22 protein-coding genes and 1 tRNA gene are annotated in these 24961 nt (G+C 60.9%); 7 read left to right on the top strand and 16 right to left on the bottom strand.

The genetic code is table 11. From position 1 onward, the window contains the following. Window positions 1–66: 66 nt before the first annotated feature. The 8 genes from E8L03_RS05870 to E8L03_RS05905 all read right to left on the bottom strand — a co-directional run bounded on the left by E8L03_RS05870 (window position 67) and on the right by E8L03_RS05905 (window position 9693). Window positions 67–615, bottom strand: a complete 549-nt coding sequence (locus E8L03_RS05870) for a hypothetical protein (RefSeq protein WP_171266822.1) — start codon at window positions 613–615, stop codon at window positions 67–69. A gap of 14 nt (window positions 616–629) precedes the next feature. Then, complete coding sequence (locus tag E8L03_RS05875; RefSeq protein ID WP_171266823.1) at window positions 630–3605, bottom strand: chemotaxis protein CheA; 2976 nt, start codon at window positions 3603–3605, stop codon at window positions 630–632. Between the two features lie 36 nt (window positions 3606–3641). Then, window positions 3642–4010, bottom strand: coding sequence for a response regulator (locus tag E8L03_RS05880; RefSeq protein ID WP_144305783.1), 369 nt, complete (start codon window positions 4008–4010; stop codon window positions 3642–3644). Next, on the bottom strand, window positions 4003–4908 hold the full coding sequence (locus E8L03_RS05885) for a chemotaxis protein CheW (protein ID WP_144305782.1): 906 nt from the start codon (window positions 4906–4908) through the stop codon (window positions 4003–4005). Before E8L03_RS05885 ends, E8L03_RS05880 begins: the two co-directional genes overlap by 8 nt. Beyond that, window positions 4905–5681 carry a ParA family protein gene (locus E8L03_RS05890; protein ID WP_144305781.1) on the bottom strand — a complete coding sequence of 259 codons (777 nt, stop codon included), beginning with the start codon at window positions 5679–5681 and terminating at the stop codon, window positions 4905–4907. The genes E8L03_RS05885 and E8L03_RS05890 overlap by 4 nt, the downstream gene beginning before the upstream one ends. Window positions 5682–5734: 53 nt before the next feature. Next, a complete protein-coding gene (locus tag E8L03_RS05895; protein WP_144305780.1) occupies window positions 5735–6610 on the bottom strand; it encodes a CheR family methyltransferase in 876 nt (291 codons plus the stop codon). A gap of 3 nt (window positions 6611–6613) precedes the next feature. Further along, window positions 6614–8533, bottom strand: coding sequence for a HEAT repeat domain-containing protein (locus E8L03_RS05900; protein WP_144305779.1), 1920 nt, complete (start codon window positions 8531–8533; stop codon window positions 6614–6616). A 134-nt stretch (window positions 8534–8667) separates the two neighbouring features. Continuing rightward, window positions 8668–9693 (bottom strand): protein-glutamate methylesterase/protein-glutamine glutaminase, encoded by a 1026-nt coding sequence (locus E8L03_RS05905; protein WP_235896657.1) that lies wholly within the window; start codon window positions 9691–9693, stop codon window positions 8668–8670. Window positions 9694–10051: 358 nt separating this feature from the next. On the opposite strand from E8L03_RS05905, the gene E8L03_RS05910 reads away from it, so the two are divergent. Continuing rightward, a tRNA-Pro gene (locus tag E8L03_RS05910) sits at window positions 10052–10129 on the top strand. A 92-nt stretch (window positions 10130–10221) separates the two neighbouring features. Here the strand turns inward: E8L03_RS05910 and E8L03_RS05915 are convergent. The 4 genes from E8L03_RS05915 to E8L03_RS05930 form a co-directional block, all read right to left on the bottom strand. Then, window positions 10222–11301, bottom strand: coding sequence for a C45 family autoproteolytic acyltransferase/hydrolase (locus E8L03_RS05915; protein ID WP_167512501.1), 1080 nt, complete (start codon window positions 11299–11301; stop codon window positions 10222–10224). Window positions 11302–11417: 116 nt separating this feature from the next. Next, on the bottom strand, window positions 11418–12194 hold the full coding sequence (locus tag E8L03_RS05920) for a helix-turn-helix transcriptional regulator (protein WP_171266824.1): 777 nt from the start codon (window positions 12192–12194) through the stop codon (window positions 11418–11420). A gap of 278 nt (window positions 12195–12472) precedes the next feature. After that, the gene (locus E8L03_RS05925; RefSeq protein ID WP_167512499.1) at window positions 12473–14245 is read right to left on the bottom strand and encodes a methyl-accepting chemotaxis protein; all 1773 of its coding nucleotides are present in this window, start codon (window positions 14243–14245) and stop codon (window positions 12473–12475) included. A 282-nt stretch (window positions 14246–14527) separates the two neighbouring features. After that, window positions 14528–14977 (bottom strand): hypothetical protein, encoded by a 450-nt coding sequence (locus tag E8L03_RS05930; protein WP_144305774.1) that lies wholly within the window; start codon window positions 14975–14977, stop codon window positions 14528–14530. 543 nt (window positions 14978–15520) lie between these two features. Here E8L03_RS05930 and E8L03_RS05935 point away from each other — a divergent pair. Beyond that, window positions 15521–16732, top strand: a complete 1212-nt coding sequence (locus E8L03_RS05935; protein WP_171266825.1) for a glycosyltransferase — start codon at window positions 15521–15523, stop codon at window positions 16730–16732. Between the two features lie 93 nt (window positions 16733–16825). Here E8L03_RS05935 and E8L03_RS05940 read toward each other — a convergent pair whose 3' ends face one another. The 3 genes from E8L03_RS05940 to E8L03_RS05950 form a co-directional block, all read right to left on the bottom strand. Beyond that, on the bottom strand, window positions 16826–17719 hold the full coding sequence (locus E8L03_RS05940) for a universal stress protein (RefSeq protein ID WP_171266826.1): 894 nt from the start codon (window positions 17717–17719) through the stop codon (window positions 16826–16828). Window positions 17720–17782: 63 nt separating this feature from the next. After that, complete coding sequence (locus E8L03_RS05945; RefSeq protein WP_167512497.1) at window positions 17783–18175, bottom strand: Hpt domain-containing protein; 393 nt, start codon at window positions 18173–18175, stop codon at window positions 17783–17785. A 196-nt stretch (window positions 18176–18371) separates the two neighbouring features. After that, complete coding sequence (locus E8L03_RS05950) at window positions 18372–19004, bottom strand: response regulator (RefSeq protein ID WP_144305770.1); 633 nt, start codon at window positions 19002–19004, stop codon at window positions 18372–18374. A 242-nt stretch (window positions 19005–19246) separates the two neighbouring features. Between E8L03_RS05950 and E8L03_RS05955 the strand changes: the two genes are divergently transcribed. The 5 genes from E8L03_RS05955 (at window position 19247) to E8L03_RS05975 (ending at window position 24557) form a co-directional block, all read left to right on the top strand. After that, window positions 19247–21949, top strand: coding sequence for a cation-translocating P-type ATPase (locus tag E8L03_RS05955; protein ID WP_171266827.1), 2703 nt, complete (start codon window positions 19247–19249; stop codon window positions 21947–21949). Window positions 21950–21991: 42 nt separating this feature from the next. Continuing rightward, a complete protein-coding gene (locus E8L03_RS05960) occupies window positions 21992–23209 on the top strand; it encodes a permease (RefSeq protein WP_171266828.1) in 1218 nt (405 codons plus the stop codon). 155 nt (window positions 23210–23364) lie between these two features. Next, complete coding sequence (locus E8L03_RS05965; protein WP_171266829.1) at window positions 23365–23652, top strand: YciI family protein; 288 nt, start codon at window positions 23365–23367, stop codon at window positions 23650–23652. Between the two features lie 91 nt (window positions 23653–23743). Then, entirely contained in the window at window positions 23744–24148 is a 405-nt protein-coding gene (locus E8L03_RS05970) for a hypothetical protein (protein WP_144305766.1), read from the top strand. A gap of 22 nt (window positions 24149–24170) precedes the next feature. Further along, entirely contained in the window at window positions 24171–24557 is a 387-nt protein-coding gene (locus tag E8L03_RS05975) for a hypothetical protein (protein ID WP_171266830.1), read from the top strand. Window positions 24558–24642: 85 nt separating this feature from the next. Here E8L03_RS05975 and E8L03_RS05980 read toward each other — a convergent pair whose 3' ends face one another. Next, window positions 24643–24903, bottom strand: coding sequence for an EF-hand domain-containing protein (locus E8L03_RS05980; protein WP_144305764.1), 261 nt, complete (start codon window positions 24901–24903; stop codon window positions 24643–24645). Window positions 24904–24961: the final 58 nt, after the last annotated feature.

The following is a 24961-nucleotide window of genomic DNA, read 5'->3' on the forward strand; positions in this document are numbered from 1 at the left end:
CTTGAATCACAGACAAGCTATTTTGCTGAACTCGTAGAATATTCCAGCAAGATAGTTGGAGACCATCTAAAGCCCGCTTCCGAGAGAATCGCCCGAAATGCTGTAGCGTCGCTCGGCGGCCTTGCGCATGGCCTCGTTCACCAGGGCGTCGTCCTGGTAGGCGATGGCCAGCACATAGATGCTGCCCTGCACGCTCACGCTTACGTGGATCGAGCGTTCCTTGTTGTGGAAGGTGTGGACGAGATCTTCGAACACGCCGTGGCCGTACTTCTTGCGCAGTACATCCAGCAGCGAGGCAAGAGCCTCCTCCGCCGATTCCCGCGTGGGGTACGGCGCCGTGGCCGTGATCTGCACGATTCGCTGGGTATCCGGCTCCAGCCAGAGGGCATGGTAGCGGAAGAATCCCGTGTGGATACGCGCCTCCACCTCCACGCGCACCAGACCGCCCTTGTCCTGGGTCATGTCCGTGGCCGAGTCCGGCACGTAGACGTCCCCGAGGGTGAAGCCGAAAGCCCCGTCAATGGGCTCCGTGCCTATGGGCTGGGCGGCTGCCGCCCCGGCGAGAAGCAGAAGCGCCGCGGCGGCAGCCGCCGCAACGAGCATTCGAAGCCGCATGCCGTCCCGCGCCGCTAGATGGCCTTGGACGTGGCCATGAGGTAGATTTCGTGCGGGTCCAGAATGAGGACCACCGAGCCGTCGCCCATGATGGTCGCGCCGGAGATGCCCTTCTGGTCGCCCAGGTAGGCGCCCAGCGGCTTGATGACGATCTCCTGGCGTTCCAGCAGCCTGTCCACCACAAGGCCCAGGCGGCGGTCGCCGTCCTGGATGACCACCACAGAGAGGATGTCCGGCTCTTTCTCCGGCGGCGGCAGCTCCAGCATTTCGCACAGGGAGATGATGCCCAGCACCTGGCCGCGCAGGGTGACGGCCTTGCGGTTGTTGACCTCGGTGAGCCGCTTTGTCTCGATTTTGGTGGTCTCGGACACGGCGTCCAGGGGAATGGCGTAGGTGTCGCCGCCAACCTTGACCATGAGCGCGTCAATGATGGCCAGGGTAAGCGGCAGGATGAGCGTGAACCGCGTGAACTTGCCGGTCTCGGAGGTGATGGAAACCGAGCCCTTGAGGTTCTTGATGTTCGTGCGCACCACGTCCATGCCCACGCCGCGGCCGGAGATGTCGGTGATCTTCTCAGCCGAGGAGAAGCCGGGGGCAAAGATGAGCTCGCGCGCCTCGCGGTCGTCCAGGTTCTTGGCCTCGTCGGCCGAGATGATGCCCTTCTTGACGGCCACCTCGCGCATCTTTTCCGGATCGATGCCCTTGCCGTCGTCCTCGATCTCGATGGCCACGGAGTTGCCGCGGTAGTAGGCGCGCAGCCAGACCGTGCCCTTGGCCGGCTTGTTGGCCTTGATGCGCTGCTCCTCGGGCTCGATGCCGTGGTCCACGGAGTTGCGGATGAGGTGAACCAGGGGGTCGCCGATGACCTCGACCACGGACTTGTCCAGCTCAGTCTCCTCGCCTTCCATGATCAGCTCGACCTGCTTGCCGGACTTGCGGGAGAGGTCGCGCACCAGGCGCGGGAAACGGGAGAAAACGGTCTGCACCGGCACCATGCGCACCTTCATGATGGTGTCCTGCAGATCGTCGGAAATACGCGCCATGGCGAAGGTGGTCTCCACCAGGTTCTGCGCGGTCTCGGCCACGTCTATCTGCTCCCCGTGCTCCTCCAGGTTGCGGGCGATCATGGTGAACCGGTTGCGGTTGATGATCAGCTCGCCGATGAGGTTCATGAGGTGGTCGAGCTTCTCGTGGTCCACGCGGATGGTGGAGGAAACTTTGGGCTTCTGCTGCGACTGCACCGCGGCCTGGCTTGCCGCGGTAGCCGTGGCGGCCTTTTTCTCGTCCCCTGCAGGCTTGGGCTCGGCTTTGGGCTCTGGCTTCGGGGCAGCCTTTGCCTCAGGCGCCGGCGTCTCCTTGGGTTCCGCTTTCGGCGCAGGCTTGGGCGCGGGTTCCGGCTTTGCTGCGGGCTCGGCCTTCTGCTCAGGCTTGGGCGCCGCGGCCGGTTGCTCGGGCTCTGGTTTTGGAGCAGGAGCTTCCGGCGCTTTTTCCGGAGCCGGAGCCTTGGCCGCCGGAGCCGGCGGTTCCGCCGTGGGGCCTGTCGCCTGGCCGCCCTGGGACTTGATCTGCTGAATTTCCTTCTCAACCATGTCGGCGATGATGGAGGTCTCCTGCCGCATGATGTCCAGCAGAGCATCAAACCCGATGCCGGCCGAGCGCGCCTGGTCCACCAGGGCGGCCGTGCGCTGGGCGTAGGTCTGGACCTCCTCGATGCCCATGTAGCCGCTGGAGTTCTGGATGGTGACAAGGGCGCGGTACAGCGCGTCTACATACTCGCTCTGGTCCGGGTTGCCGGTCAGCTTGTCCAGGGCGACGCGGACTGTGCCGAGCTGCTGCTTCACTGCGGACTCGAAGATGGCCACGTCGTCGGGGTCGAATCCCTCGCCAGCGGACTCCTCCGCGGCAGGTTCGGCAGGCGCGGCAGGTTCCTCGGAAGGTGCGGGCTCCTCGCTCTCGGCTTCGGCCGGGGACTCGATGGTGCCGGACTCCACAGCCCTGCGCAGGCGGGTCTTGACGCCGGCCGTGGACACGGGGGTCACGGTGCCGGACTGCGTATCAACGCCGGCCACCAGGCTTTCAATGGTGTCCACCACCAGAAGCAGCAGATCCACCAGCCCCTGCGCCGAGGCGTCCATCTCGCCCTTGCGCACGCGATTGAGCAGCGTTTCAGCCTCGTGGGTCAGGCCGTTGAGCTCCTTGAAGCCGATGATGCCGGAGTTGCCCTTGAGGTTGTGGAAGTAACGGAAGAGATCGTTAGTGGTGTCGGCCCACGCCTCGGGCTCCTTTTCCAGGGAGACCAACCCGGCGTTGAGATTTTCCACGATATCCTGCGCTTCTTCGAGAAAATCATTGAGGTGGCTTTCGCCGAACGCAGTAAGCGTATACGGATCGAGGTTCTCGTCCTCGAACTCGGGGTGGATATCGCCGTCATAGGGCTCGGGTGCGGACTGCTCGGCCGGAGCTTCCGGCGCCGGGGCCGGTTCGGGCTCGGCAGGCGCCTCCGCCGTTGGTTCGGGCTCCGGAGCGGCCTCAGGTGCGGGCTGCGGAGCCGGTTCCGGTTCAGGCTGGGGAGCGGCAGAAGCTGCCGGAGCTGCGCCGCCCGTCATGATGCGGTCGATGACGGCGATGAGCTCGTCCACCTCCACATTGCCTTCCGAGCCTTCCATCTCCAGGTTGTCGACCATCTGCCGCAGGGCGTCCGTCACGGAGAGGATGACATCCATGATCTCCGAGGTGACGCCCATCTCGCCCTTGCGCAGCTCATCCAGAATGTTCTCGGCGCGGTGAGCCAGCCGGTTCATGGTGTTCAGACCGAGGAAACCGGACGCCCCCTTGAGGGAGTGCATGGGCCGGAATATCTCGTTGAGCAGCGCCAAATTCTCCGGAGACTTCTCAAGCTCCAGCAGGTTGGGCTCGATGGTCTCCAGATGTTCCTTGGCCTCGAGGATAAAATCGGTGATAATTTCCGGATCGAGAAAATCCTGGCTCATGGTCGTATCAATCCTTACCCGGCTGTCCGCTGGGCCTTAGCCCAGAAGCATTTTCACATTTTTGACGAGCATTTCCGGCTGCGCCGGCTTAACGAGATAGAGATTCGCCCCAAGGCTGATGCCTGCATCGATGTCTTCTTCACGGCCTTCCGTGGAAAGGACCACGATGGGCACGTCGCGGTACAGCTCCTGCTCCCGCACGGACTTGATGAAGGTGAAGCCGTCCATCTTGGGCATGTTGATGTCGCTTATGATGAGGTCAACATCCGGACTCGTATAGAGCTTTTCCAGCCCGTCCAAACCATTTTCCGCCGTCGTCACCTTGAAGCCTTCTTTCTTCATAATGAAGGCCACCAAGTTCCGCACAGTCTTGGAATCGTCCACAATGAGAATATGTTTAGACATTCAGGCCTCCTTGCAAGCCCACTTTATCGAGCAAGCGCTCCATCGAGACAACGCCGATAAGGTCGTCCCCGGAACGCAGGAGTCCGCGGACTATGTCCACGTCCGCGCCCATTTTCTGTTCGATATTCCATTCGATCGCGGACTGGGGGACACGATACATGGTATGCACCCGCTCCACCAGCAGCGCTACCTGCAGGTCGCCCTTGCGGCAGACCACGAAAAAGCGTTTCGCTCGGGCCTCTTCGTCCAGGGATTCCTCTTCCTCGGCCGGCGGCTCTTCCTTGCCCAGGATGACGCCCAGACGCAGCACAGGCGTTACCCGGCCACGCAGGTTGACGATGCCCGCCAGGTAGCCGTGCGACTCCGGCACGGCCGTGGGCTCCATGTAGCGCACCACTTCCTGCACCGCGTTGATCGGAATGGTGAACTCCTGATCCGCCAGAAAGAAGCTGACAAGCTGGATCTCGGACTGGGCGCGTATCTCGTCGTCCAGAGACGGCTCGGCCTCGATCTCCGGCTCAACGGCCGGCTCCACGGCCTCTTCTTCATAGACGATGGCCTCGGGTTCCGGAACAAACTCCTCGGCCGTCTCCGGGACTTCCTCATGGACGGCCTGAACCTCGGGAGCCGGCTCCGGCTCGCGAAGCTCTTCCGCCACCGGCGGCTCGGCCTCCTCTGCCGGAGCGGTCTGCTCCAGAGGCGGCGGGGGTTCCACCTCGGCCAGGTCCACGGCCTGGGGCTCGGCCTCCTCGATGCCGAGACGGTCGAGAATGTCCCGTTCGAGTCCGAGATACTTTTCGAGGAACGCGCGCTCCGTATCGGAGAAGGCCATCTCTTCGGCGTGTTCCTCCGGAGAAAGTTCCTCATCCAGGAAATATTCTTCAGGGCTTTTACTCATAGGGCTTCAATCTCCGCAGCAAGCTGCACATACTCCAGCGCACTACGCGAGTCTGGATACAGGTCGTAGATCACGGCTCCCTTGCCACTGGCTTCCCGCAGTTTGGTGTCGTGATGAATGATGGTTTTGAACAGTTTGTCGCCCAGCTTCTCCCGCAGCAGCTCCAGCACGCGCTTGCACGCCCCGGCCCGCGAATCGAACATGGTCGCAAGGGCGCGGTAGCCCACAGGCTCGCGCCGGACGCGGTTCAGAGTGCGCATGGTGGAGAATATGAGCTTGAGACCATTGAGTGCGAGATACTCCGTCTGGATTGGAATTATTACGAGGTTCGCAGCCATGATGGCATTGGCGAGCAATACCCCCAGATAGGGCGGACAGTCCAGAATGACGTAATCGTACTCCTGAGGTACGTTCATCAGAGCCCGCACCAGCAGGCTGCCCTTGCTCTTGATCCCGGCGAGGTCCACATCCAGGTCCGAGAGCTTGGGATGGGCTGGAACAAAATCGAACACACCGCCGGCCGCCGGGTACGTCACCTTGTTCCATACCGTCTGCCACCGCTCGCCGCGGGGCTTCTTGAACAGATCGTAGGCCGTGTGCCTCAGCTTCTCCGGGTAGAAGCGCATATGGATGGACGCGCTCACGTGCGGGTCCAGATCCATGACCAGCACGTTGCGCCCTTCTTTGGCAAATGCTGCGGCCAGCGTCAAAGCCGTGGTTGTCTTGCCCACGCCGCCTTTCTGGTTGGCCACAGCGAGCACTCGCGCAATCACGTGTTCGACCTCTCAAAAAACATGCCTCCCCGTCTCGGAATATCTTACGGGTCTCATACCTTGCGGTAGACTATGGCGCCCGGGTGGTGCTCCGGCTTGAATGCGCGCGAGATGTTGTGCAACGACTCGCTGTGGCCGATCAACAGGAACCCGCCGGGTTGAAGGTTATCGTAGAAAGCGGAGATGACCCGCTTTTTCATGTCGTCGTCAAAGTAGATGATGACGTTGCGGCAGAACACGATCTGGGAGCGTTCGACCCGCTTCACCGCCATCCGATCGTTCAGGTTGATGGGGCCGAAGCTGACCAGTCTGCGGACCTCCGGCTTCACCCTGTACTTGTCGCCCTCCTGATCGAAGAACTTGGCGATCTTCTCCTTGGGCGTGGTTCGCAACGCATAATCCGTGTACAGCGCCTCCTTGGCCGAGTCGAGCACGGCCTCGGACAGGTCGTTGGCCGTTATGCGCACGGACCACGAGCGTATCTCGCTGCCCAGCACGTCGTGGAGAATCATGGACAGGGTGTACGGCTCCTCGCCCGTGGAGCATCCGGCTGACCAGATGTGCAGCCGCTTCTGGTTCTTCTTGCGCTGCTCCTCAATGGCCTCGGCGAGCACCTTTTCCTGAAAGACCTTGAGCTGAGGCGGGTTGCGGTAGAAGCTGGTCTCGTTGGTGGTGACCACCTCGAACAGCCGCGAGAGCTCGTCCCTGCGTTTGGAGTCGTAGCGCAGGTAATAGTAGTACTCGCCGAAGTCTTTCAGGTTAAGCGCCTTGAGCCGACCGCCCAGCCGGTTCTCCAGAAGATATTTGCGGTTGTCCGCGATGTAAATTCCGCTGTTCGAATAGATAAAATCGCGCAGCTGGACGAACTCGGAGTCCGAAATCTTGAGGTCTTTACGACCCAGCGATGTCTTTGCAAACAGAGAACTCACTGGCTACTCCCGAACGGCCTTGAGGCGAGCCAGCGCCTCTTCGGCGGCGGCCTGGACCTCGGTATTCTCATGGTCCAATATCGTGAAAAGCGAGCGGAAGGCGCTCTCGCCACCAATCTCGCCGAGCGCTTCGATCACCTTGAGCAATATGAGCGTGTTGTCGCTGTCCAACAGAGGGACGATCTTGGAGATGGACTGTGCGGAATGACGCTGGCCCAGCGCTTCCAGAGCGCGGATGCGTACCCAGTCGTCCTCGTCCTTCAGTGCTTTTTCCAGGTGCGGCAGCACGGCCTCCTCATGACATTTGCCCAGTATCTCGACCACGGCGAGGCGCACCTCCCTGTCCTCGTCGGAGAGACTCGGCAGGGCCAGGGGCAGCAGGCGGTCTATCTCGAAGCACCGCCCATCCAGCGACTCCAGCGCCACTTTGCGAATCTCCGGCACCGGATCTTCCAGGGCGCGCTGCAGGTCGTGCAGATCCTCGTCGTGTCCGAGGCGGCCCAGAACGTAGGTGGCCATGAGCCTGTCCACGGGCTCCTCGCTCACGGACTTCTCCTTGAAGTGCTCCCGCACTTCCGGACCGTCGATGGAGACTATGGCTTCGAGCACCGAGTCCTTCACATCGTCGTACGGATGGTCCAGGAGGTTGAAGAGAGCTGGCAACGCGCTCTGCTCGTGCATCTGTGGCCCAAGGAACTCTGCGGCTTCCTTGAGTATGGTCCCGTCCTGATGGGTCTCCAGCAGGTTGAGGAAGAACTCCGTGGATTCCGGATTGGCCAGCTCCCGCAGGACGATGGCGATGGCCCGCTGCATGTCCAGGTCCTTGTCCATGAAGACGTCCTGAAGCTTCTTCGCATGGATCGGCTCCCCGATGAGGCGGTAGGCCTCGAGAATGGTCATGCCCTTCTTCCACTCACCGTTGACCAGGCCGTCCTCCATCGCATTCGTGTTGCCGATAGCGGCAAGCGCTTGGGCCATATGCTCTATGCGGTCCTGGTTGCTCACTGGGTCCAGACGGGTGGCCAGCTCCAGAATCGCGGCTGATGCGTCCTCGCCGCCAACATAGGCCAGACCTTGCACGGCGGCGTCCTGGATCTCTTCATCCTCGTCCTCAAGAGCCACCAGGGCGTACTCGCGCAGGTTCTCGCGCTCACCCTGGGACAACAGGGAGAGGGACTTGCCGCCGAGTATCTTGACCACGGCTTTGACGATCTTGTTGCGCAGGGCCGTGGGCGAGGCCTCCAGCCGCTTGAGCAACAAGCCGACAGCCTTGATGTTGCCCATCTCGCCCAGAGCATCCACGATCATGGAAGCCACGAGGTCCGTGGAGCGGCTCATGGCCTTGGCCAGGGCGTTGATGGACGATTCTTCTCGAATTTTTGTCAATGCTTCGATAACGGCAAACTGTACCCACTCCTCGTCCTCCAGGGCCTTGTTCAGGCACCCGGCGGCCTCCGGAGAGGCGATTGTTCCCAGACTCACGGCGGCCTGATAGCGCACGTTGACTTCCGGGTCCCTGAGCAGCGCTCTGCACAGCGGCGCCACTACCAGGGCGTTGCCGGTTTCACCCAGGATATCCGACACAAAGATGCGCATGTCCGGATCCTCGTCGTGCAGAAGCTCGGCCAGCGTTTCTACATCCTGAGCGCCGATCTCCCGCAGAATGTCCATGGACAGGTTGCGCACCGGCGCATCGTCGGACCGGAGCAGCGGAGTCAGCGCCTGAACGGTCGCGGCTCCGCCTATATGGCGGAGTGCGGCGTCCGCCGCCTCCTGGACACCGAGGTTCCCGCTTTGCAGGTGACGCACCAGCGGCTCCACCGCTTCGCCAATCCGTTCCTCACCCGCACGGAAAGCACCTTCGCGAATATCCTGGGAATCTTCGCTGTTCAAAAGTTCCAGGATCTCTTCTTTCGACACCATCGTTTCAACTCCTCCGATGCCTACTTGCCGTTAGCGCTCGGTAGCGGGCGAATCCGCACCGCCTGGTTCCTGCCAATAAGCCTTGGTTCATTGAGCATATAGGCAGGCCCCTTCCGAAGCAAGGCAAGAAATACCTAATGCGTATAGATATTCTTCATCACCGCCTGCGCCATATCATCTATATCCACGACCTCATCGGCCAGGTTTGCATCTACAATAGCCTTGGGCATGCCGAAAACCACACAGGAGGCGTCATTCTGCGCGATGGCGCGGCCGCCGCGGCTTTTCAGGGCGCGCACCCCTTCCAGACCGTCGTTGCCCATGCCGGTCAGGATAACACCCAACGTGCGGCGCCCGAAATACTCGGCCGTGGAGCCTATAAGCACATTGGCCGACGGCTTGTACAACGCATTTGCCGGCTCTTCCACCACCTGGACCTCCATGCGCGAGCCTTTCTGCGCCAGCACCAGGTGCTTGCCGCCCGGCGCTATGTATACCGTCCCCGGCTTGAAGGCCTCCACCCCCTCGGCCTCCTTCACCCGTATCTGGCTCACGGAGTCGAGCCGCTTTGCAAAGGGGCCGGTAAAAGCCGCAGGCATGTGCTGCGCGATGAGTATACCGGCGGGAAAATCCGCCGGCAGCGCGGAGAGCATCTTCTGCACGGCAGGTGGTCCTCCCGTGGACACGCCCACGGCCACCACGTCGCGAATGAGCCGGCCGGACGGTCTGGCCGCCGGCTGCGGGGCTCTTGCGGCTGCCTGCTTTGCCGTTGCCGGTCGCAGCGCCCGTGGAGCCCGGAACTTTCGCCGCGCAACCTCCTTGACCTTTGCCCGCAGGCTCTCCTCGATCCGCACGATGTCGAGGCTGACTTTGGAAAGCTGCTTCGGAATGAAATCGACGGCGCCCAGCTCCATGGCTTTCAGCGTGGACTCCGCGCCCTCCGTGGTCAGAGAGCTGACCATCAGCACGGGCCTGGGCATTTCCATCATTATATGGCGCAACGCCGTGAGCCCATCCATCTTGGGCATCTCTATATCCAGCGTTACGACATCCGGCTGATGCGTGCGTATAAGCTCCAGTCCTTCTTCGCCATTGCGGGCCGTGGCCACCACTTTGATCTCGGGGTCCTTCTCGAGCATCGTGCTCAAGGCCTTGCGCATGAAAGCGGAATCATCAACGACGACGACTTTGATGCTCACAATCTCATTCTCCATCCATATCGGACTAAAACAGTCTTGTTCATTGAGGTTTGAAATCGTTCGAGATTATGCTCGAACATGACATGATGCATCGCATACAACACACGCTTTGTCCACGCCATGATTGATATTCTCTATGACTCAGAAGGGCGGCCTGCGTGACATTTACCGCTTACCGCCCCTTATATTTCAATAAATTAGGTAGATACTGCGGCGTGGATGGGCAGATTTTGTCCGCTTGGAAAAGAAAATTTGTCAAATGTATGCCAAGTCTCTTGCCAACGCGTGCCAATGCGTCTATACGAATTGTTTCCAACGACGGGATGTGGCTCAGTTTGGCTAGAGCGCTGCGTTCGGGACGCAGAGACCGCGTGTTCGAATCACGCCATCCCGACCAGAAATTCAAGGGGTTACGCCAACCAGCGCAACCCCTTTTTTCTTTGGCGCTCCGCGCCCTTCTCAGCCTTCGGACGCGCCGTCGCGTCACAATCACCGCCCCACAGAGTACTCCGCAAAGCCGTTCTCGCACGGCGCACCGGCGGCCACATACATTGTCCGCTCCTCCGGAACCATAACCACCGAGGCGGCGGAGATGGCGGAAAGGGCGTACGGGATGTCCGCGTCCAGATGCCGGCAGATTGAGTACGGATACCCTTCGTGGTCGGCCAGCAGCTGCATCATCAGCTCCGGAGTGAGCTCGCCGTAGTGCTCCCGGATCAGCTCCCGCAACCTGTCCGCGCGTTTGAACGAGTCCGGCATATACATCTGCGCCACGTCGTCCTTGGTGTATGCTTCGGTCTCATAATGGTTGGCGTGGACCAGCACGCCCTGCTGCGGTTCGAGAACGGTGCACCCGTCGTACACGCTCTCGACCCCGGCCATGCGGCCATCCCCAGAGGCCACATGAAAATACTCCACGCCCCGCGAATGCTTTTTCAGAATCTCCAGCGCCTTGTCTGTCGTGGGCTGGCGCATTGCCTCGGCCAGATAATACGCAAACGGCGTATGGTCCGTCACCGGCCCCATGGGCGCGATGGTCAGGTTGGCGGAGTTGGCCAGTCCGTGCGACGTAAGAATGATGCTCGACGCGCAGAAGAAGGTCAGCGCAAGATGCCCGCTGCCATCGGGATAGGTGACGCGCATGAGATCAAGGGGCGTCTCCTGGTGCCAGTCCACGTTCTGTCCGATGATGGTCTGCCCGTCTTTCGTGGCCGGACCGGTCACGGCAAAGGACGTGCACATGGGCGCCAGGTACGGATAGACCCCCACCAGCTCCGTGAAGCAGCTCACGGCAAAGCACTCCTCAAAGGACAGGCCGGAACCTTCGGCCATGCCCCGAATGCGCTCAACTCCCTCGGGAAAACATTGTTCGACATTGGGAAGATACTTCCCAGCCGCCGCGCACACGGTCTCGCGGTCCACACGGCATTGATACGGCGCGTGCTCCAGCCAGGACATGAGCATGTCCAGACCCTTGCGGATATCCTCGCGCGCCGCCTCGCCATACTGCCGGCCGATCTCGGCGGGCGTACCGCTGCATTCCAGAAGCCGTAACCGTTTCATCGTCATTGTATTGCTCCTCGCTGCTGAATTGATCCGGTGTTTCGCTCCGATCTGTTCCCAAGCGGAACATGCAGGGATGCTAGCGCACCGGTGCGAGGAGATATTGGAAAAATGCGACACATTCAGAGCCGGCCGGGAGAAGCGCCGGCAAAGAAGGAGAACTCCTTGATGAAATGGGACTGATCCGAGTAGCCGCAGCGAAGCGCCAGGTCGGCCAGTGTTCCGACACGGCCGCAACGCAGCCCGGCCAGGGCCGCCCGGTAGCGGAAGTAGCGGATGACCATCTTGGCCGCCACCCCTACTTCCTCCATAAAGACCCGCTCCAGCGTCCGCACGCTCATGCTGTTTTGCCGGGCCAACTCCGAAACGGTAATGCGGCCGGCGCAGGACTCGATCATGGCCAGGCAGGGACGACTCCTTGCCGTAGCCATCTGTTCGGCCAAGCCGGCTGTGTGGAAGAGCCCTTCGAGAAACGCTTTCCTGGAGTCAATGCCCGAGAGCGCCTTGAGCCGTTCCCCGAGCTGATCCGAGTCCATGCCCAGGATTCGTTTTAAAAAGACGCCGCCGTTGACAAGCTCGGATGGTTTGACGTCGGCCAGTCGCGGGAACATGCCTGGCCGGAAGCGCACGCAGACAAGCTCCCAGGAATCTTCCAGCGGCAGCGAGACCTTGCGGGTGTACGGCCCGGACAACAGGGCCGAGCAGCTGGCCTCGCCCAGCAGAAACACGAGATCGAAGTGGGAATCGGGAAGGATGTCGAACACGCTCTGGCCCGAGTCGTAACCGGGCAGGCTCCAGAGCAGCTCGATCAGCCCGGTCAAGGCGGCGGACGGCCGCGCGCCCTGGATGGCGAGGTGCCGGTTGCCCAGCAGCGGCTGCACATCGGCCGGAGCTATCATGTCCCGGTACTGTGCAGGGCGTGGCGCGGGGCATTCATCCTGTCGGAAGCACATGAGGAACGAGCCTCCTTCGAGCCCTCATTGCCGGCCCGCCAGGAACACGGGGCAGGCGAGCCTCCGGATGGAGGCGACACAGCTGGATGGGGCCTTTTCAAAGCGTATACACCATGGCAGCCCGCTGGTCATGCGAGCTGCCTGACGCATAGTGTGCGGCGATTATTTGGGCGCGACGGTATGAAGCCGCGCGGTTGACCGAAATAAATCCCGGCGTCTCTCTGCTACTGCCCGGCGTCCTTGCGCAGCTGGGCGATAAGCTCCTGCAGGGACCGGGTCTGGTCGGTGAGATCGTTGACCGCGTTGACGGACAGCTGCAAGGCTTGCGAGGTCTCGGAGGAAATGCGGTCGATCTCCTCGATGCTGCGGTTGATCTCGTCGCTGGCCGCCGACTGCTGCTCCGACGCCGTGGCGATGGAACGCACCTGATCCGCAGCCATATCCACCAGTTGCACAATGCTGCGCAGGGAATCGCCCGACTGCCCGGCCAAAGTGGTGGCCTCGCTGATTGTCTCGGAGGAACGGTCCACATTGGTGATGTTCTTGCGGGCGCCGTGCTGGATGCCGTTGATGGCCTGGCCTACCTCGCTGGTAGCGCGCATGGTCTTTTCCGCAAGCTTGCGCACCTCGCCGGCGACCACGGCAAAGCCGCGCCCGGCCTCGCCAGCCCTGGCGGCCTCGATAGCGGCGTTGAGCGCCAGGAGATTGGTCTGGTCGGCGATATCCGTAATAACCGACAGAATCTGGCCGATGTCTTCCGCCTGCTTGCCCAGCGTGGACATATCCTCCTTGAGCTCCTGAGACTGGGACTGCACCATGGCGATGCCATCCACCACCTTGTTCACTATGCGGGAGCCCTCCTCGGCGTTCTGCTTGGCCTCCTCCGATGTTTCCGCGGTCCGGGTGGCGTTCCTGGCAACCTCCAGCACCGTGGCGTTCATTTCCTCCATGGCCGTGGCCGTCTCGCTCACGCGCCTGGCCTGCTCTTCCGATCCCCTGCTCGACTCATCGATCTGCACCTGAATCTCCCTGGAGGCGGACAGCACCACGTCCACGATGCCCTGGAGCCTGTCGGCTGCGGCCAGCACGCCTTCCTTGCGCGCGCTTTCCGCCTTGTGCTGGGCCTCCTCGGCCACAGCCAGCGCCTCGGCGGCCTGGTTCGCCTTGTCCTCGGCCAGCTCGGTCTGTCGGCCGACCTCCTCCATGTTCACCTTGAGCTGCGAGACCATCTCCCGGAAGGCATCGGCAAGGACGCCCACCTCGTCCTTCTGGTGCACATCCAGCCTGGAGTCGTAGTCCCTGGCGCCCACCTTGCGGGCAAACGCCATCATCCGGCGCAGAGGCACCGTGATATTCCTGGAAATGAGAAACGTGACCAGACTACCGAGGAGAATGCTGCCCACCGTAAGGGCGGTGAGGATGATCATGGAGTTGTGGAAGGAGCGCTGCGAGCTTGTCTCCTTTTCCGCGGCCATGCTTTGCACAATGCCGGTCAGCTTATCGAGGTTGTCGCGCATCTTGTCGAACTGCTGCTTGCCTTCCCCATGGGAGATTTTCAAGGCAGCCTCTTCGTTGCCCGCGTCAATCTCGGCGAAAATACGATCCGCCACCATGTCCCAGTCCTTGCGGTCGGCAAAGTAGCCGTCCACCAGCGCCTTGGTTTCCGGTGTGTTGATATCGGCAAAGAACTTATTGACGCGCGTGTCGGCCTGCCCACGGTTGTCGGTGTAATCCTTCATCTGCTCGGTGTATTGCTCGCCCCCCTTTTCAAGGGTGCACATGGCGCGCAGGGCAATGAGCATCTGGTGCAGGTCGCGGTCCGCCTCCAGAAGAAACATCGCGCCCTTGAAGTCCTTGTCGAGCACGCTGGAGAGCTGCGCCTGAATGTTGCTGGAGCCAAAGTACGCCGTGATACCCATGGCTACGATCAGGATAAAGTTTGTGAAGAAGACAATAGCCAACTTGGTGGAGATCTTGATCCTGTTCAGTAGACTCATTGTGCCAGCTCCTTGGGCTAACAATGGGGGAAATAAGTTTAGGTTGTGGGTCAATGGTGCAAATATCATACTTTTCATACAGATGCCACTACGTAGCCGCATATAGGGCCAAACGCCGCACGAAAAACTCCTTCTTTTTAATCGGATATTTGTCGATATTCCCAAGCAGTAAATAATACAAGTGGTTTCCCCTGAATAAAAAAAGGCGGCTGCGCATGAACGCAGCCGCCTCCTTACCACCGGGCCAAGGGGGGGATTGGCGCCGTTGGAAATTTGTCGGGATCAGGCCATAGCCGGTTCCATATCGAAACCCGCGAACTCTTCCTCCGTAACCACGCGACGGCGCGCCATGCTCGCCTCCGGCCTGACGGCGGGCAGTCCGTTATCCATGCACGCCGGCGAAAGCATAGCCCGGAGCTGGCGATCATCATGCGCGGCGATCTGCACGAGCTTCATGGGCGGCTCGGCGCAGTGGTGGTCGCCTTCCCACAAATATTTGATCAGGTTCTGGGCGGAATCGAAGGTCGTGGCGCTTGCCAGGGACAACCTCGCAGGCACCGCGATTTCCAGCTGGGAAGCAAGTACATACCCTCCGTCCGCATTGGAGTAGAGATTCAGCTTCCAGGAAAAGACTCCAAGGGGAAGCCCTTTGGAGGGAGTGTATTCGGCAAGGTGGTAGCCATCGAACTGCAGGGGTTGCTTACCATTCTGAGTCAGGGATATGCGGTCCATCGAGTCACCTCCGGGGGTTGTTGGCTGCTTCTGGAAAGTTCTACGACCATATCCCGTATAGCTCTCTGCAACACGGCCCGATATCAGCAACTCGGCATTTCCCGCGTAGGAATCGAACACACACGGCGCGTAGGACATGAGCCTACGAATGTCACTGTCGACACCATTTCGTCATACCGGTCTCCCCCCCTTCCCTCACAATAGCCGCTCTGGTATAGGGACATTTCATGGGAATGGCCCAGTAAGAGTACGCCGCCGCAACGTGACGCGCACGGCCGGTTCACGGTGACTGCGCGCGCATCGCCTGCGGAGGTTTCTCATTCCCTCTTTCCTCGGCGTACGGGGCCCCTTTCCGGGGCCCCGTGCTGCACTTTCGCCTCTGCTTCCCGGTTTTCCCGGGTGACCACTCCCCGGCTCGGCACCACAGCAGACGGACCGGTGGTCCGGGATGCGCTTGAGGAGGCCGGCCGCTTCGAACCGGCCGGGCGGGCCCAGTCGCACGAGTCGGCCGTATCGGACCAGTTGCACGATTAGGGAGGTCCAGTGACACGGAGCACTTCGGCATCGACGCCCTTCGTCATCTGCGACATCGTGCAGTCCTACAGCCCCATCTCCGGCGGGGTGAAGCGCTATCTCCAGGACAAGGCCAGGTACATGGCCGCCCATCCGGAGTACCGGCACGTGCTGGTGGTTCCCGGCGACGCAGACGACTTCCATATGGACCGCAACACGTCGGTCTACGTCATCGACTCCCCATCCTTCATGCTCACCAAGAGCTACCGGCTGCTGGTGAACCGCACACGCATCCTGGAGATTATCGCCTCGGAAAAGCCCGACGTCATCGAGGTGGACAACGCCTACATCCCGGCGTGGATAACCCTGGAGGCCCACGAGGAGTTCGACGTGCCCCTGGTGGGATTCTACCACTCGGACTACCCGCGGGCTTTGGGGGTAGAGCTGGGCAACGTGACCCGCTCCGGAGCCGTGAGCATGGTGCTGACCAAGGCTATCGAGTACTACCTGGCCGAGCTCTACAACCGCATGACCTGCACCGTGACCTCCACCCGGCAGTTCGAGCGCCAGCTCAAGGCCATGGGCGTCAGGCGCGTGGAGCGCATCCCCCTGTGCACGGACGTGGACGTGTTCCGGCCGCGGGATTCGCGCGCCGCGGTCCTGCGCGAGCTGGAGCTGCCCGATGATGTGTGCCTGCTCCTCTTTGTGGGCCGTCTGGCCGAGATGAAGAACCTGCCAGAAACCTTTGCCATGCTGGACGCCCTGGGCGACGAGGCCCGCAGCGTGCATCTGCTGGTGGTGGGGGACGGCGAGGAGCGCGAGCTGGTGGAGAAAGAGACGGCGGCGCGGTGCAACACCACCTGGATGCGCTACGTGGATGACGCCGACCGTCTGGCCGAGCTCTACTCGGCGGCGGATATCTTCATCAACGCCGGCACGCACGAGACGTTCGGCCTGGTCTCGCTGGAGGCGCAGGCGTGCGGAACGCGCGTGCTGGGGGTTCGCGGCGGCGGGATGGATGAAACGCTGGAAGGCGAGGAGCCGCTGGTCATCGCGGAGTCGAAGGATCCCCGCGAGCTGGCCGACGCCGTGCGGCGCATACGCCTGCTACATGAGGATACCGGCGCACGAGAACGAAGGCGAGAGCGTATCGCGGCGCGCTTTTCCATCCACGCAACCTTCGACGCCATGACGCGCCTGTATCGCAAGCTGGCCTCGGAAAATATACGGCAGAAGGACTAGCCCTTCACGAGGCGGCCGTCGAAGCTGACGCCGCGGCTATTCCACGGAACGGCTGAACAAGCCGGGCTGCGGAAATCTGAACACGAAAATGCGCTAGCTGCGCACCACGAGCACGGGGCGATCCGTCGCCTCCAGCACACGCTGGGCCACGCTGCCAAGCAGCAGGCGCATCAGCCCGGTGCGGCCGTGGGAGCCCATGACGATGAGCCCCGCGTCCAGCTTTCTGGCCGTTTCCACAATGCGCTTGTAGGCCGGCCCTTTGGCTGAGTGGGGATGGGCCTCGATGCCTTCCTCTCTGGCGCGGTTGGCCTCGACATTGGCATGCGCCGCAGAGTCTGCCACGGATTCCTCCAACCCTTCCTCACCGGACAGGTTGGTGATGTGAGCGTCCCTGGCGGACATAACGCAGAGGGTGTGCAGCACGCCGCCGGCAGACCTGGCCAGCGCGCGGGCCTTCTCCGCCGCCATTCTGGAGTAGGCCGAGCCGTCCACAGCCACGAGGATGCGGCTCAGGTCCAGCTCGCAGCCGAAGGGGATGGCCAGCACATCACACTTGCAGAAACCGATGAGCCGCGCTGGCGTGCGACCCAGCATCCTGGTGTCGCGGCCTTCCTTGTTGGGCAGGCCCACTACGGTAACGTCGGCGTCTATCTCCTCGGCCGACTCCACAAGACGTTGGTACACCGTGCCGTACAAGAGCCGGGTATCGAACTCGGCGTCGGAGCAGCGCGTGTTCGCTTCCTGCTGGAACTTGGCGAGCGCTTCCCTGTACAGGTTGCTCAGATACTTCGCTGTTTCGGATTCGCCCAGGGAGACGGGGCCCTCGCCCGGATTTTGCGGCGCGGCGTCGTCGCTTTGCGGGCCAGGGACAACGGACACGGCGCGGATACGTTTGGCGTCACGCATTGCGCACAACGCCTCCACGGCCACTTCGAGACTCTCGGCCCCCAGATCCACACCCACGATGATATTCTGCCAAGGATGCATGCGGTCACCTCCATCTGACTGCATCACCGGGGGCAGCGTCGCGAAGGGCCGCGAACGGCATGCTCAGTCGGTTCCGATGTCCAGTAACGCGCCTATGAGCTTGCCGAGGTGGAAATCGATTTCCTCGAAGCCGTCTTGCGCCTGCTCCCAGTCGCCCCGAAGGAGAGCTGATTCTATATGAATACAGCGTCTCGACAATGTGGACAAGCCAAAAGGAGAAACCGAGCTGGCAAGATTGTGAACGCGCTTGGCGCATCCATCCTTATCGGATCTGGAGGCAATCTGCTCTGCTATGGTCTTGCGCTCCTCTCCGACAACGTCGATGAACAACGAAACCACGTCCTTCATGGTGGTTTCGTCGCCACCGAATCGCTCCAGCAAGACATCCTTACCGATGGCCGATGCAATCTCGACGCTCACAGATTCACTGGTTCCGTTTCCGGGCACCTCTTGCATACAGCCCATCCTGATGTGTCATGTACGCTTCATCAGCGCGATTTTATGGCGAAAACTGACGGCAGGCAGGATGACAATGCCCAGGAGAACAGAATGCGTCTATAAGGAATGTCGACAAAACCCTGTCAGACAAAAGACTACAGATGCCGCAGAAGAAGCAATGCGGTGCACCCGGCTTGAGCTGTGCTCAAGGGATCTACGGAATGAGCTCGTACTGGATCGCGTACTGGGTCAGGTCCGAGTTGGACTCCAGATGCATCTTGGACAAAATGCGCGACCGGTACGTGGATATCGTCTTGGGACTGAGGTTCAGCTCTTCGGCTATCCTGGTCACTGTCTTACCCAGGCTCAACAGCCGCATGACCTCGAACTCCCTGTCGGAAAGGCTCTCATGCGGCGGCTTGTCGAAATCCCCGCCCACCTCCGAGGCCAGAAGCTCGGCGACCTTGGGACTCAGATGCTTGCCGCCCTCGTACACGCGCTGCACGGCTTCGAGCATCTCGTGCGGCCCGGCGTTCTTGGTCATGTAGCCGGAGGCCCCGGCGCGGATGACCCGGACGGCGTACTGCTCCTCCGGGTAGACGCTGAGCACAAGCACCTTGGTTCTGGGATACTCCCGACGAATGCGCTTGAGCACTTCAAGGCCATCCATGCCCGGCATGTTCAGGTCCAACAACACAACGTCGGCGTTGTGCTCGCCGAGCATGTCCAGCGCGGCCGATCCGCCGGAAGCTTCCCCAACCAGAACAAATGATGAAGAACCTTCGAATATCTGCCGGAGCCCTTGCCTGACTATTGGATGGTCGTCAGCAATAAGTACTTTTATCATGGTCCCTTTCGTCGACACACGGTTTGAGTTGATCTGCAATCAAAAGCCGTGCGAATACGAGTCGGTTTCTTATTATCAAATTTCGATCAATCGTAAAGCCATTTTTTCATCAACTTAGCTGCCAACAGGCTCCGGTTCCATGGAGTTTTCTCCCGGCATTGTGCCAAACGATGATTCTTGTGTATCCTGGACGGAATTTCGCAGTGCATCGCAGATCCGACAATCCGGAGCAGAGAAACCATATGGTTGACCCCGCCACAAAACCAGATATCCCCGCAAAGCCTTGGGCCGCGCCATACGAGGACGTTGCGCGCGACCTGGACACCAATATCCATAGCGGCTTGACCGACGACGAGGCGCGCCGCCGGCTGGAACAATACGGCCCCAACGCCCTGGAGACCAGGAGCCGCACCTCGGCGTGGGCCATTCTCTACGCGCAGTTCAAGAACCTCATCGTCCTGCTGCTCGCCGCCGCGGCCGCCCTGTCCTTCGCCTTCGGGCAGTGGCTGGAAGGATTCTCCATCTGTATCGCCCTGGCTATCAACGTGGTCATCGGCTTTGTCACGGAGCTCAAGGCCGTGCGCTCCATGGAGTCCTTGCAGGAGCTGAGCAAGACCACGGCGCGCGTCCTGCGCGGTGGAGTCACCAAAGAGATATCGGCGGCCGACGTGGTTCCGGGCGATATCGTTGTGCTGGAAAGCGGCGACCTGATGGCGGCGGACATGCGCATCGTGGAGGCGTCGCGCCTGCGCGCCAACGAGTCCGCCCTCACCGGCGAGTCCATGCCCGTGCACAAGCACGCCGATCCCGTGGAAACAGACGCGCCCCTGGCCGAACGCTTCGGCATGCTCTACAAGGGCACGGCTCTCACCCTGGGCTCTGGTCGGGCCATTGCCGTGGCCACCGGCATGGACACCGAGATAGGCCGCATCTCCGAGCTGGCCGAGCAGGCCGAGAGCGAGCAGCCGCCCCTGGAGAAGCGCCTCGACAGCCTGGGCAACCGGCTCTTCTGGATCGTCCTGGTCATCGCCGCCGTGATCGCCGGCGTGGGCTACTTCGCGCGCATGGATCCCCTGCTCATCATAGAGACGGCCATCGCCCTGGCCGTGGCCGCCATCCCGGAAGGCCTGCCCATCGTGGCGACCATCGCCCTGGCCCGCGGCATGTGGCGCATGGCCAAGCGCAACGCGCTCATCAACCGCCTCTCGGCCGTGGAGACCCTGGGCACCGTCACCGTGCTCTTCTCGGACAAAACCGGCACGCTCACCGAAAACCGCATGCGGCTCACCACCCTCAGCGTGGCAGGCCGTGAGGACATAGCGTCCATCAAGGCCGATAACGACGGCGTGTTCCGGCCGGACGCCGAGGCTCTGGAAAACACCGTGCGCCAGGCAGTGCTCGTGGGCGTGCTCTGCAACAACGCCAGCCTGGGCGACGGTGAGGGCGAGGTGACGGGCGACCCCATGGAGGTCGCGCTGCTGGAGGCCGGACGCGACGCCGGCATCCGGCGGCCCGAGCTGCTGCAATCCATGGAGGAGCACAAGGAGGAGGCCTTTGACCCGGAGCTCAAGATGATGGCCACCTTCCATACCAGGGAAGATGGCCAGGGGCTGGTTGTGGCCGTGAAAGGCGCGCCCGAGTCGGTCCTGGAACGAGTCGCCTCGGTGCTGGGTCCGGATGGTCCGCGCGCGCTGGCCGAGGATGACCGAGACGCCTGGCGCAATCGCAACAACGAGCTCGCCGCCGGCGGCCTGCGCGTGCTCGCCCTGGCCATCCGCAACGTAGACAGCGTCGACGCCGATCCATACGAGGACATGACCCTCGTCGGCCTGGCCGGGCTCATGGATCCCCCACGCGACGACGTGCGCCACGCCGTACGCGAGCTTCAGGAGGACGGCATCGACATCATCATGGTCACTGGTGACCAGCCCGAAACGGCCCGCACCGTGGCCGTGTCCCTGGGGCTCATTCCCGAGGACGCCGGGCCCGAGTATCTGATGCGCTCACAGGATCTCAAATCACCGGATGAGCTGAGCGACCAAGAGCGCGAGCGCGTGCTCAAGGCCGAAATATTCTCCCGCGTCTCCCCGGAGCAGAAGCTGGACCTGGTGGGCGCCTACCAGAAGCGCGGCAGAATAACAGCCATGACCGGCGACGGCGTGAACGACGCCCCGGCCCTGCGCAAGGCGGACATCGGCATAGCCATGGGCCGGCGCGGCACCCAGGTGGCCAAGGAGGCGGCCGACGTGGTGCTCAAGGACGACGCCCTCTCCACCATCGCCATGGCCGTGAAGCAGGGGCGGATCATCTTCGAGAACATCCGCAAGTTCATCATCTACCTGCTCTCGGGCAACATTGGCGGTATCGCCATCGTGGCCACGGCCATCCTGGCCCAGGCGCCGCTCCCGCTGCTGCCGTTGCAGATCCTCTACCTGAACATGATCCACGACATCTTCCCGGCCCTGGCCCTGGGCATGGGCGGCAGCGGCGACGCGGACAAGATCAGAAAGCCGCGCGGGGCCGAGGAGCCCATCGTGCGGCGCGACCACTGGGCCGCGATCTTCGTCTACGGCCTGCTCATTGCCGCGGCCGTGCTCACCGCGTTCTTCGTGAGCCTGCGCAGCATGCAGGTGGACGACACGACCGCAGCCACCATCGCCTTCCTCACCCTGGCCTTTGCGCGCACTTGGCACGTCTTCAACATGCGCGACACGGGCTCGCGCTTCTTCGTCAACGGCGTGACCCAAAACCCATACATCTGGGGCGCCATTGTCATCGTGCTCACCATGCTCTCGGCCGCCATCTTCCTGCCTGGCCTGTCCACGGCGCTACACACCGTGGTCCCAACGCTGGCCCAGTGGCAGCTCATTCTGGGGTGTAGCTTGATCCCGTTCGTGGTGGTGCAAATGTGGAAGGTGGGGAAGAAGCAAACAAGATCAGCATAACCATTTGGGATGTGTCATCTCAAGAACCAGACCGAGGATCATATGCAATTCGTCGATTTTCTGAACACGTATGGGGAAGCAGCCAAAACATCTGCAGGATTTTTCTGGAAATCCGGCTGGGCATTTGTGCTCGGGTACTTCGTCAGCGCCATGATCCAGGCATTCGTACCCAAGGGACGCCTCACGCCATACCTCGGCAGTGCGGACACCAAGAGCGTCGGTCTGGCCACCCTGTTCGGAACGATCAGCTCCTCCTGTTCCTTCGCCGCCTTGGCGACAGCCCGCGCCCTTGTCATGAAAGGGGCGCATTTCGTGGCCGCCGTCGCATTCATGTTCGCATCCACCAACCTTGTCATCGAGCTCGGCATTCTCATCTTCATCTTTCTCGGATGGCAGTTCCTGGCGGCGGAGATCGTCGGCGGGCTCCTGCTCATACTCATCAGCCGCTCTCTTATGCTCTGGACCTACCCAAAAAGCTGGCTGCAGCAGGCCCGGGACAAAGTGAACGAGGAGGCCGACGACGAGGAACAGGATTTCGACTGGCGCGAGCGCATGTTCAGCGCCGACGGCTGGCGGCTGGTGGGCAAGAAGTTTGTGAGCGAATGGGCCATGGTCTGGCACGAGATCGCCATCGGCTTTACCGTAGCCGGCTTTGTCGCCGTTTTTGTTCCCGCGTCTTTTTGGAAAGCGATTTTCTTTGCAGATCAGGCGGCCCAGAGCCCCCTGTATTTCCCCATGGTGCTGGAGAACGCCCTGCTCGCTCCGTTTGTGGCGGCCGCCACATTCATCGGGTCCATGGGCAACATCCCCCTTGCCACGGTGCTGAACTCCAGCGGTGTGCTTTTCGCTGGCATCATGGGCTTTATATACTCCGACCTCATGGTGCCACCACTCGTGGAAATCAATGCCCGCTACTACGGCGCCAAGACAGCGTTGTACATTGCCGGAATCATGTATGTGAGCATCGTGTGCACAGCCATAGTTCTCCACTATGCCTTTGCACTGCTGGGCATGACGCCGGAAAGCTCACACGCCGTGAAGGAAGTGACCCAGTTCAAGATCGATTACACATTCTGGATGAACATAGCGGCCGTCCTTCTTGTGGGGTGGCTCTCCTGGCTGAACCATGCCTGGCACACACGGAACGAGGAGATGGCCATGGACATGGGAGGCAGCGGGAAGATCAAGCGCACCATCGCCTGGACAGCGCTGGCCATCATCGCTATCGGCATCATCGTGCACCTAATCCTCGCACTCTAACCGACGAAGTAGCGACGTGCATGCAGAATGCCGGCGTATTCAGGGGCATGCACCGGTCGCCAGGGCCTGCGCCTTTGGCTACTCTCGCGGTGCTCTATCACAGCCTTCCAGCTCCAGGCACAACCCCGTGATATATCATCAAGAACGGAGAAGACATGTTCATAGTCTCGTTGCAGTACATACGCCCCATCGAGGAGATCGACGCGAATCTCGAAGCCCACGTCGCCTACCTGAAGGAGGAGTACGCCAAGGGCAGCTTCATCGCTTCCGGCCGCAAGACCCCCAGGACTGGCGGCGTCATCCTCTCCACCATCGGCAGCAGGGACGAGCTTGAAGCGATCCTGGCCCGGGACCCGTTCAACAAGGCCGGCGTTGCTGAATATGAGATCATCGAGTTCACGCCGACCATGGTGGCCGAAGGGTTTGAAAATCTGAGGGAGTAGGACGCGATCGAATTGCCCAAAAATCGCAGAATTGATAAGCGTATCCGGGAAGTCTTTCTGAAACGTGACGAATTGATCAGAGGCACCCTGAATGGATCAAGAAATATACAAGCCCTGGCGCCCCTTGGATGATATCCCTGCGGAGTTGATGGTGTACGCGCTTTACGATGATTGCGAGGGGGTTCGAGTTCTGCTTGCCGATGTACAAACCGGACTGGGTCCTCCACATCTGCTAATCAATTTCGACGAATCTGAAGCCTACCGAAATTTGGACGAGTGCCGGAGACTTAAGACTTTTGGTGAAGCGCAGGGCTTTCCTTGCTCATGCTCATTGTTCACCGTCGAAAACTCTCGCTGGCTGCAATGGTTCAATGATGAAAACCTTGGCATCCCCTTTGATGAACGTATCGAATACAAGCACTATTCAATCATTACACAAGCAGATTTTATTGACGTCATCAGTGGATTCGAGCCCATCGTAGAATGGCTTCGCTAACTCTTACGCACTTACTATCTATATGCAAAACGGCACAGACAAGCTTACTCCGTGGAAACCGTCGCGTAATGTTTCCAGACAAATATCTCTCATCGCTGTAAAAGATGACAGTGAAGGATTACGATTCATTTTTTCCCTAGGGAAGTTACATCCGTTTCTTATCGTCAAATTCGATTCGCATCTCGCCTACTGCAAGTCCAACGAAACACATACAAAAGCCCAAGGGCATGCCGGAACACAAGAGGCTCATTTTTTCATAGTCGAAGATTCATCCTGGATCCAGCGCCTTGCCCGCGATAACTCAATAGACAGCGACGCGTTCACCCACTTCGTAATCCTGGCCAAAGCCGCTCGGATAGATGTCATTGCCGCAAATCCACCGACCATGCGCTGGCACAACGAGGATTAGCGCCGATCTCCGCCACAAAACAAAAGCCGACGCCTCTCCAGGAGACGCCGGCTTTCCACCCTTCTACTATATAAATCTGTCCGCCCTACCGCGGCTTGTTCACGAACGCCTTCCACTCTTCGGGGGTGACGCGGCCGTCGTTCTGGGTATCGGCCCCGTCATAGGCGTCTTTGGAGAGCTCGGGGTAGTAGGCGTGGAACTCGTCCCAGGTCAGCACGCCGTCCTTGTTGGTGTCCATCTCCGAAAAATCGGCCGGGTAGCGGTCCGTACTTGCGTAGGACAGGGATGACATGACCGACAGGGGCGACACGGCGACTATTGCCGCAATCACGATATATTTCAGCATGATGCCCTCCAGACATATACTCTGATGTGTAGCCTCTTGGATGACAGGCTTGTAGGAT

Origin of the sequence: Oceanidesulfovibrio marinus (assembly GCF_013085545.1) — a bacterium.
Taxonomy (GTDB): Bacteria; Desulfobacterota; Desulfovibrionia; order Desulfovibrionales; family Desulfovibrionaceae; genus Oceanidesulfovibrio; species Oceanidesulfovibrio marinus.